Source organism: Pseudomonas kilonensis, assembly GCF_001269885.1.
GTDB lineage: Bacteria > Pseudomonadota > Gammaproteobacteria > Pseudomonadales > Pseudomonadaceae > Aquipseudomonas > Aquipseudomonas kilonensis.
The window spans coordinates 342,680-352,491 of sequence record NZ_LHVH01000017.1; the positions used below are offsets into that span (position 1 = coordinate 342,680).

At 60.9% G+C, this 9,812-nt stretch carries 5 protein-coding genes; all 5 read left to right on the forward strand.

Annotation, left to right across the window (positions count from 1 at the left end; genetic code table 11):
* Positions 1-25 precede the first annotated feature (25 nt).
* The 5 genes from AD662_RS08145 (at position 26) to AD662_RS08165 (ending at position 9,739) form a co-directional block, all read left to right on the forward strand.
* Positions 26-1,096: a flagellar basal body P-ring protein FlgI gene (locus AD662_RS08145; RefSeq protein WP_162493992.1), complete on the forward strand. Its 1,071-nt coding sequence runs from the start codon at positions 26-28 to the stop codon at positions 1,094-1,096.
* 11 nt (positions 1,097-1,107) lie between these two features.
* Positions 1,108-2,415 (forward strand): flagellar assembly peptidoglycan hydrolase FlgJ, encoded by a 1,308-nt coding sequence (gene flgJ, locus AD662_RS08150; RefSeq protein WP_053178491.1) that lies wholly within the window; start codon positions 1,108-1,110, stop codon positions 2,413-2,415.
* 10 nt (positions 2,416-2,425) lie between these two features.
* On the forward strand, positions 2,426-4,492 hold the full coding sequence (gene flgK / locus AD662_RS08155) for a flagellar hook-associated protein FlgK (protein ID WP_053186516.1): 2,067 nt from the start codon (positions 2,426-2,428) through the stop codon (positions 4,490-4,492).
* 13 nt (positions 4,493-4,505) lie between these two features.
* Positions 4,506-6,071, forward strand: coding sequence for a flagellar hook-associated protein 3 (locus AD662_RS08160; protein ID WP_053186518.1), 1,566 nt, complete (start codon positions 4,506-4,508; stop codon positions 6,069-6,071).
* A gap of 95 nt (positions 6,072-6,166) precedes the next feature.
* Complete coding sequence (locus AD662_RS08165) at positions 6,167-9,739, forward strand: glycosyltransferase (protein WP_053186522.1); 3,573 nt, start codon at positions 6,167-6,169, stop codon at positions 9,737-9,739.
* Positions 9,740-9,812 lie beyond the last annotated feature (73 nt).

A 9,812-nucleotide genomic window follows, 5' to 3' on the forward strand; every position in this document is an offset into this window, starting at 1 on the left:
GCAGCTGTTGATCGGTGCCCTGGTGATGTCGGCGGCCTTTACCGCTCAAGCCGAGCGTTTGAAGGACATCGCCAGCATTTCCGGCGTGCGTTCCAACCAACTGATCGGCTACGGTTTGGTCGTGGGCCTGAACGGCACCGGCGACCAGACCACCCAGACCCCGTTCACCCTGCAGACCTTCAACAACATGTTGTCGCAGTTCGGCATCAAGGTGCCGGCGGGCTCCGGCAACGTGCAGTTGAAGAACGTCGCGGCGGTGTCGATCAGTGCCGATCTGCCGGCGTTCGCCAAGCCTGGCCAGCAGGTGGATATCACCGTTGCGTCCATCGGTAACTCCAAGAGCCTGCGCGGCGGTACTTTGTTGCTGACGCCGCTCAAGGGTATCGACGGCAACGTCTACGCCATCGCCCAGGGCAACCTGGTGGTGGGCGGTTTCGATGCCGAGGGCCGCGATGGTTCGAAGATCACCGTCAACGTTCCGTCGGCCGGCCGCATCCCAGGGGGTGCGTCGGTGGAGCGGGCGGTGCCGAGCGGTTTCAATCAGGGCAACAGCCTGACGCTGAACCTCAACCGTTCCGACTTCACCACCGCCAAGCGCATTGTCGACAAGATCAACGACATGCTCGGCCCAGGCGTCGCCCAGGCCATCGACGGCGGCTCGATCCGCGTCACTGCGCCACTGGATCCGAGCCAGCGGGTCGACTATCTGTCGATCCTGGAAAACCTTGAGGTCGACCCGGGCCAGGCGGTGGCGAAAGTCATCATCAACTCGCGTACCGGCACCATCGTGATCGGCCAGAACGTCAAGGTGTCTCCGGCCGCCGTGACCCACGGCAGCCTGACGGTGACCATCACCGAAGACCCGATCGTCAGCCAGCCGGGGCCGTTGTCCAACGGCCAGACCGCCGTGGTACCGCGTTCGCGGGTCAATGCCGAGCAGGAAGCCAAGCCGATGTTCAAGTTCGGCCCGGGCACTACCCTGGATGAAATCGTCCGGGCGGTGAACCAGGTCGGCGCGGCGCCGGGCGACTTGATGGCCATTCTCGAAGCCTTGAAGCAGGCCGGCGCGTTGCAAGCCGACCTGATCGTGATTTAAGGAAAGCGGCCATGGTTGATATGCGCAAAGGCGCCTTGATCAGTGGGGATTCGGGTTCTTACTCGGACCTGAATCGCCTCAACCAGCTCAAGGTCGGCGACAAGAACAGCGAAGGCAACCTGCGCAAAGTGGCACAGGAATTCGAGTCGCTGTTCCTCGGCGAAATGCTCAAGTCCATGCGTTCGGCCACCGAGGCCTTGGGCAAGGACAATCCGATGAACACGCCGGAAGCCAAGCAGTACCAGGAAATGTACGACCAGCAGTTGGCCGTTTCCATGTCCCGCGAAGGCGGTGGTATCGGCCTGGCCGACGTGCTGCTGCGCCAGATGTCCAAGAACAAGCCGCTGGCGTCTGGCGAGGCGGCGACATTGTCGGCTGCCAAGCAGCAAGAGGCGCAGGACAAGGTCGCCAAGGCGCCGGTGCCGACGCCAGTGGCGGCCGGGACCCTGCCCACCGATGGCCCGTTGTCGCGTATCAGCGGCCAGCGTCCGTTGTGGGCTTCGCGGGCCGTGAGTGCGCCGCAAGGGGCCGAGGGCGTCCACCGCAACGACATGGAATTGCTCAACCAGCGCCGCCTGGCCCTGCCGCCGAAACTGGCCGACCGCCTGCTCGCCGGCCTGGTGCCTTCGGCGTCGGCCAATGCCGATGTGCCTGCGCAGAACCTGCTGCCTGATCGCGCCATCGCCGCCGTCAAGCCGGCCACCGGCGAACTGGCCAATGGCGACTGGCTGGCCGCGCTCAAGGCGTCCGAGCCCAAAGGTGACATGCAGGTCTATGGTCGCGCCGTGGCACAGCCACCGCTGGCACCGGCGCGCAAGGCCTTCCGCGATGCCGATGAATTCGTCAACGCCATGCTGCCAATGGCCAAGGAAGCGGCGGACCGCATCGGTGTCGACCCGCGTTACCTGGTGGCCCAGGCCGCCCTGGAAACCGGTTGGGGTAAATCGGTCATGCGCCAGCCCGATGGCAACAGTAGCCACAACCTGTTCGGCATCAAGGCCAGCGCGAATTGGAAGGGCGATTCGGCGCGGGCGATCACCAGCGAATTCCGCAATGGCGCGATGGTCAAGGAGACGGCCGAGTTCCGTTCCTACGCCTCGTACCGCGACAGTTTCCATGATCTGGTCAATCTGCTGCAAAGCAACAGTCGCTATCAAGATGTACTGAAGTCGGCCGATAACCCGGAACAGTTTGTACGCGAGTTGCAGAAAGCCGGTTACGCCACCGACCCGAACTACGCCAGCAAGATTTCGAACATAGCCCGGCAGATGACGAGTTACCAAAACTACGCGTCGGCTGGTGCCACCACGACTTTATAAGGTCTGAACCATGAGTTTGCTCAATATAGGGATGTCGGGTCTGTCAGCAAGCCAGACTGCGTTGGTGACCACGGGTAACAACATTGCCAACGTCGATACCGCCGGTTATTCGCGCCAGCAGACTGTGCAGACCACCAAGGCGTCGAACCAGTACGGCAACGTGTTCATCGGTTCCGGCACGACCCTGGCCGATGTACGTCGGGTGTATAACGCCTTCCTTGAAGCACAACTGAAAACCACCACGTCGCTCAACAGTGACGCGGCGGCCTATCAGGGCCAGATCACTCCGCTCGACTCCCTGTTGTCGGACAGCGGCACCGGTCTCAACGGCGCGCTGACCAAGTTTTTCGCCTCGGTGCAGAACGTCAACGCCAAGCCGGGTGACGATGCATCCCGCCAGTTGCTGCTCAGCGATGCCCAGGCCTTGAGCAACCGTTTCAATTCGGTTGCCAACCAGTTGACGGAGCAGAGCCAGAACATCAATGGCAACCTGTCGAACATGGTCGACCAGGTCAATAACCTGGCCGCCACCGTTGCGCAGTTGAACAAGAAAATCGCCGAAGTCTCCAACGCCGGCGGCGCGCCCAACGACCTGCTCGACGCCCGCAGCGAAACCATTCGCCAGCTCTCGACGTTCACCGGCACGCAGGTCGTCGAGAACGGCAGCAGCCTGGACATCTACCTGGGCTCCGGCCAGCCGTTGGTGATGGGCAATATCGTCAATACCTTGCAAGCGGTGCCGGACAAGAACGATCCGGGGCGCATTGGCATTCAGCTCAACAGTGGTTCCAGCTCCATGGACCTGACGTCGGTGCTCACCGGCGGCGAGATCGGTGGCCTGATGCGCTACCGCAGCACCGTGCTCGACCCGGCCATGAACGAGCTGGGTCGCGTGGCCCTGGTGGTCGCCGACCAGATGAACAGCGTCCAGGCCTCGGGCATCGACATGAACGGGGCCTTCGGCTCCAACCTGTTCACTAACATCAACAGCGCCGCGCAGATCAGCCAGCGTAGCGTTGCGTCGTTGAACAACAGCGCCGGCTCCGGCAACTTCAACATCGCCATCAAAGACTCCGGCAAGCTGACCACCAACGACTACAAGGTGACGTTCACCACCGGCACGGACTACACCGTCCAGCGCCTGCCCGACGGCACCTCGATGGGCGCGTTCAACACTGCGACCACGCCGCCGCCGGTGATCGACGGTTTCTCGATGACGTTCGCCAACGGCACCGCTGCCGCCGGCGACACGTTCAAGCTTACGCCGACCCGCAACGAGGCGGCCAACATCAAGACCGAGATGACCGACTCCAAGCGGCTGGCGATTGCCGCGCCGTTGGGCGCCGCCATCGTGCCCGGGGGCAGCGGTACGCTGACCATCCCGGCCAGCGGTCAGCCGAACATGACCACCAAGCTGGACATCTACGACGCCGCCACCACGACCATCATCCAGAACGGCATCAAGAACTCCATGCCGGTCAAGGTGGTGTTCGGTGCGACATCCGCTGATGGCACCAGCCAGGCTTATCAATTGCTCGACGCCCAAGGCGGTACGCTCAGCAGCGGTACGATCAAGCCTGGCCAGAGCAACACCCTGAGCCTGAGCGTTCCGCTCAAGGATGCCAGCGGCAACCCGATCATGGATTCGTCCGTACCGCCGGTGCAGCGTACCGTCGCGTTCGACATGTCCATTGCCGGTGCTCCGTCCAACGGAGCGTCCATCAATGTCAGCCTCAGCCAGCCCGGCAGCCTGGACAACCGTAACGGCACTGTCCTGGCCGGTTTGCAGACCGCCAAGACTGTGGACACCGGTTCCTCCAGCAAGGGTATTTCCCTGAACGATGCCTACGGCAAGCTGGTGGAAGGCGTCGGCGCCAAGGCCGCCCAGGGCAAGCTCGACAGCGCCGCCACCGGTGCGATCCTGGACAACGCCAAGAACGCCCGCGACTCACTGTCGGGCGTGGACCTGGATGAAGAGACCGGCAACCTGGTCAAGTTCCAGCAGTACTACACCGCGTCTTCGCAGATCATCAAGGCTGCGCAGGAAATTTTCAGCACGCTGATCAACAGTCTTTAAGGAGCCGTAGCCCATGCGCATTTCCACCTCCCAGTTCTACGAAAGCACGGCTGCGAACTACCAGAAAAACTTCGCCAACGTGGTCAAGACCAGCGAAGAGGCCAGCAGCCTGGTGCGCGTGAACACCGCTGCCGATGATCCGGTAGGGGCTTCGCGTCTGCTGCAACTGGGCACGCAAGCGTCGATGCTGGCTCAGTACGAAACTAACGCCAACACCATCAAGGCAACCCTGGGCACCACTGAAGCGGTGATGACCAGCATCGGCAACGTGCTGCAACGCGCCAAGGAATTGGCCGTCGGTGCCGGTAACGCCGGCTACACCGACGCCGACCGCCAGGCTAACGCCTCGGAGCTGGCACAGATCGAAGAACAACTGCTGAGCCTGATGAACAGCAAGGACGAAAATGGCAAGTACATTTTCGCCGGCTCCAAGGGCGACACCATTCCGTTCACCCGCAACAACGATGGCAGCTACAGCTATAACGGTGACCAGGTAACCCTCGACCTGCCCGTCGGCGACACCATGTCGATGGCCACCAACAGCACCGGCTGGGAAGTGTTCCAGCAGGCCGTCAACACCAGCCGCAGCCTGGTCACCCTGACCGCGCCTGCGGTGGATGATGGCCGCGTAGTGCTGTCCAACGGCCAGGTGTCGTCCAGTGTCAGCTACAACAGCAAATTCCGCAGTGGCGAACCGTACACCGTTGAATTCACCAGCGGCACGCAACTGAGAATCACCGACTCCGGCGGCAACGACGTCACCGCCGAAGCCAGCCAGGGTGGTGCTTTTGATCCCAACAGCAAAAGTGGTCAGGCGGTACAGTTCCGTGGCCTGGAACTGACCCTGAACATCAACCTGCAAACCGGTGATACCGCGGGCACTGTGTTGCCTGGCCACACCTTCACCCTGGCCGCCAAGCCGGATACTTTTGTCACGACCCGCAGCCCGGGCAACCCGACCACGGTCCAGGTCACTGGCAGCGAAATCACCGACCCGGTGGCCTATCACGCCAGTTTCCCTACCGGTGCGGCCGTATTGAAGTTCACCAGTGCCACTGATTTTGACCTCTACTCCGCGCCGCTGACCGCCAACAGCCAACCGGTGTCCAGCGGTACCCTGGCCGGCAACGTGGCCACCGCCTCGGGTGTGAGCTTTACCCTGGACGGTACGCCTGCCGCTGACGATCAGTTCAGCATCGCGGTCAACACCCACGAAACCCAGAACATTCTGGACACCGTGAATCAGCTGAAAACCGCGCTGAACACGCCGACCAACAACGATCCGATCGCGTTGCAGAAGTTGCAGGCGTCGCTGGCTTCCGGCATCGGCAACCTGGCCAGCGGCACCGATCAGTTGTCCAGTGCCTTGAGCTCGGTAGGTGGGCGTGGCCAGGCTCTGGAAAACCAAAGCGACACGAACCAGAGCCTGCTGTTGGCCAATAACCAGACTCAATCGTCGATTCGTGATTCCGATGCGGCCGAAGTGATGACTCGCCTGACCTTGCAGCAGACCATGCTGCAAGCCTCGCAACTGGCTTTCAGCAAGATTGCCCAGTTGGGCCTGTTCAACAAGATCTGAGCCGGTATCGACCGAGCCGCCAACCGTCTTTTTTTTAAGCGGTTCCGGGGCTCCGACCTGAAAAGGCCGGAGCCCGCCGCTCGAGAGTTTTAACCGTGAAGTCACTTCCGCTCGTCAGTATCGTTATCCCCGCCTACAACCCTCGGTTCTTCGACCAGGCGCTGCTCAGTGCCCTGGCCCAGACTTACGAACACATCGAGATCATCGTTTGCGATGATTCGCCTGGTGATGATATTCGCCAGATCGTCGACTCTTTCACTGAACCGTCCCATCCGATTCGCTATTTGCGAAACCCGCAGCGACTGGGGCTTCAGGGCAACCTGTTGCGGTGTGTCGAAGAGGCCAGCGGTGAGTTCATCAAGGTGCTGTGCGATGACGACCGTCTATTCGCACCGAGCATTGCGATGCAGGCCCAGGCGTTGATGGATCATGCTGACGTGAGTGTGGTGTTTGCGCTTCGGCTGTTGTGCGACGCAGGCAACTTCATCTTGCCACCTCGGGTGGATAACTGCCGCTTCTCGCCGAATGACGCCTTGCTCAAGGGCGACGACATGCTGGCGATTTTCGAGAGCACGCCAACCAACTTCATTGGCAATTTCAGTTCGACCCTGATGCGTCGAGCCGATGTGCTGGAATTGTTGCCGACCCTGATTCAGGACGGTGCCGGTTTTGTTGCGGTGCTCGATTTTGCTTTGTTTGTCTGCTTGATGCGGCGCGGCAACCTGATTGCCTTGAATACCGTGTTGAGTATCGAGCGTCTCTACCCGGAGCGTTTGAGCAAGACCCCGGAAATGCTCAAGGCTGCCAAATCAGAGTGGGAATGGCTGGCGCAGATGCTTGTTGCGCGCAGCGGTGAAGCGGCTCCAGCCTCGGGTTGGGTGCGCTGCGTTGATCTGGACAAAGTCACTGACCAGCCTCATGCCTGGCAGGAACTCTGCGTGACCCGCGTGCTGGGCAACCGCAATACCGTCGTGAACGGCCGGGTAGGGGCACAAAGTGAGAGCTATGCCGACTTTTACCGTGAGTGGCTGGCCGTCCGCCGGTTCACCGAGGTTGAACAGCGCGTCATGCCTGCGCGCATCGATAGCTGGCCGTTTCGGCCAAACATCGTAACTGTGATCATCGACGCTCTCGGCGATGCGCCGGCTGTTGCGGCGACGTTACGTAGCATCAAGGATCAGTTGTATCCAGCCCAGGCCGCAGTGGTGCTTTGCGATGCTCATTGCGAAGTGGACGAGCGAGTACTGCAACTGCCTTATCAGTCCGACTGGCCGAGTCAGCTCAATGCCATCGTTGCGCAGTTGGAAGGCGCGCACTGGTTCTACCTGTTGCGAGCGGGCGACGTCTTGCGCGATTCGGCGTTGCTGATCCTGGCCGAGCGCGTTGCCGGGAGGCAGGGCATTCTTTGCGTCTACAGTGATGAAGGGGCGTTGGTGGGCGGCGAGTCCTTCGAACCGGTGTTCAAGCCGGACTTCAACCTGGACTTGATGCGCGCCTACCCTTATGTCGGTCGGACCCTGGCTTTCGAGCGTGAACGATTCATGACTCTCGGCGGCTTCGAGTCGGATCACGGTGAACTGGCGCCCCACGATCTGCTCTGGCGGCTGGTGGAAGAGGCCGGCCCTCAGACCATCGAGCACATCGCGGAAATTCAGGTCGAGTCTGTCCTGAGCTTCGCCCAATGGTTGTCGCTGTCCGAGGTCATCGATGGGAATGCCCGCTTGGTTGGCGCGCACCTGGACCGTATCGGCATCGATCATAATATCGTTCCGGACACGTTGCCGTTGATCAACCGCGTCAATTATCGACACGGCGAACGCCCGCTGGTATCGATCATCGTGCGTACCGGTGATTCGCTTGCAGCTTTGCAGCGTTGCATCGAGAGCCTGATCGAACGCACGGCCTACACCCATTATGAAATCCTGATCGTGGACAGCGGCGTCCGGGATCCGGCGATGCTCGACTGGCTGGAGAACATGTCGCAGCTGGGCGCGAGCATGTTGCGGGTGCTGCGTCATGTCGGCGAGGACAATGATGCCGCGGTGCGTAATTTCGCCGCTGCCCAGGCTCGGGGCGAGTACCTGCTATTGCTCAGTCCGCACCTGGTTGCTTGCGAAAATGACTGGCTGGACGAGATGATCAATCATGCTCTGCGTCCTGAGGTCGCCGTGGTGGGTTCCAGGATACTCAACCCCCAGGGTACGATTGTTGGCGGCGGGCAGATACTAGGCCTGGCGGGGCCGGTGGGCACGCCGTTCTATGGTGAGGCGGCGGCCTCTCGTGGTTACATGCAGCGTTTGCATACAACGCAGAACTGGAGTTCGGTCAGCAGTGACTGCCTGATGATCCGCAGGCAGGTGTTCGATGAACTCGGCTGCCTGGACGATGCCTCCTTCACCTTCGGCCTCAGCGATGTCGACTTGTGCCTGCGCGCAGGCAAAAACGGCTATCTGGTGGTCTGGACGCCTTACGCCACGGTCATGAAAGTCGACCTACAATCGACCGCTGCCCAATCTGATGAACCCCCGTTGGTGGAGCGCGAGCGCGAAGTCTTTTATCGCAAATGGCTGCCGCAGATCGCCCGGGATCCGGCCTACAGTCCTGCGTTGAGCCTGGGGGCGTCCAGTTTCAGTCTGGAACCGTCGCTGCGCAATAATTGGAACCCGTTTTGCACCCGGGCGCTGCCCTTGGTACTTGGCTTGCCCGTCAACGCCACCGCGGTTGGCCATTATCGTGTCACGGCCCCGTTGGCCGAGTTGGAAGCCGCCGGACGGGTAATCGCCCGGGTCGCCTACGAGTCGCCTTCGACCGTTGAGATCGAGCGCTTGTCGCCGGATACGATTGTATTGCAGGGGCGCTACAGCGAAGGGGCCGCCGGCGATATTCTTAGAATGAAGAAATACTCCGGTGCCTTGCGGATCTTCGAACTTGACGATTACGTTGTTAAGGCGCCCAAAAAAAACACTCATGCGCGCAACAAGCCGGCCAATATCGAACAGATGCTGCGCGAAGGAATCGGGTTGTGTGATCGCGTGGTGGTGACGACACCTTCGCTCGCTGATGCGTTGTCCAGTATGCACAATGAAATCCGCATCGTACCCAACATGTTGCCGCCCGAGCCGTGGGCGAAGCTGACCAGCCGGCGCGGCACGTCCTCCAAGCCTCGGGTGGGTTGGGGAGGAGGGACCAGTCACAGCGGCGATCTGGAGATTATTGCGGACGTGGTTCGCGAGCTGGCCAATGAAGTGGAGTGGGTGTTCTTCGGTATGTGCCCGGATGTATTGCGGCCCTATATCCATGAGTTCCATGGCTCAGTCGCTTTGACCCACTATCCGTTCAAACTGGCCAGCCTGAACCTCGACTTGGCGCTGGCTCCCCTGGAGTTCCACATCTTCAACGACTGCAAGAGCAACCTGCGTTTGCTGGAATACGGCGCCTGTGGCTACCCGGTGATCTGCACCGACACCAAGGCCTACGACGGCTTCCTGCCATGTACCAAAGTACGCAGCAACAGCACAGAGGAATGGATCGCAGCGATCCGCATGCACCTGGCCGACCCCGACGCCAGTTACCGCATGGGCGATGAACTGCGCGAAGCGGTGTTGCGCGACTACATGCTCAGCGGCAAGAACCTGCAACATTGGTTATGGGGGTGGTTGCCGGATTGATATGTGGGAGGGTAAATCCCCTCGCCACAAAAACAGTGCTCAGTTTCCTTTCTGACTTCTATACCCCCGAAAC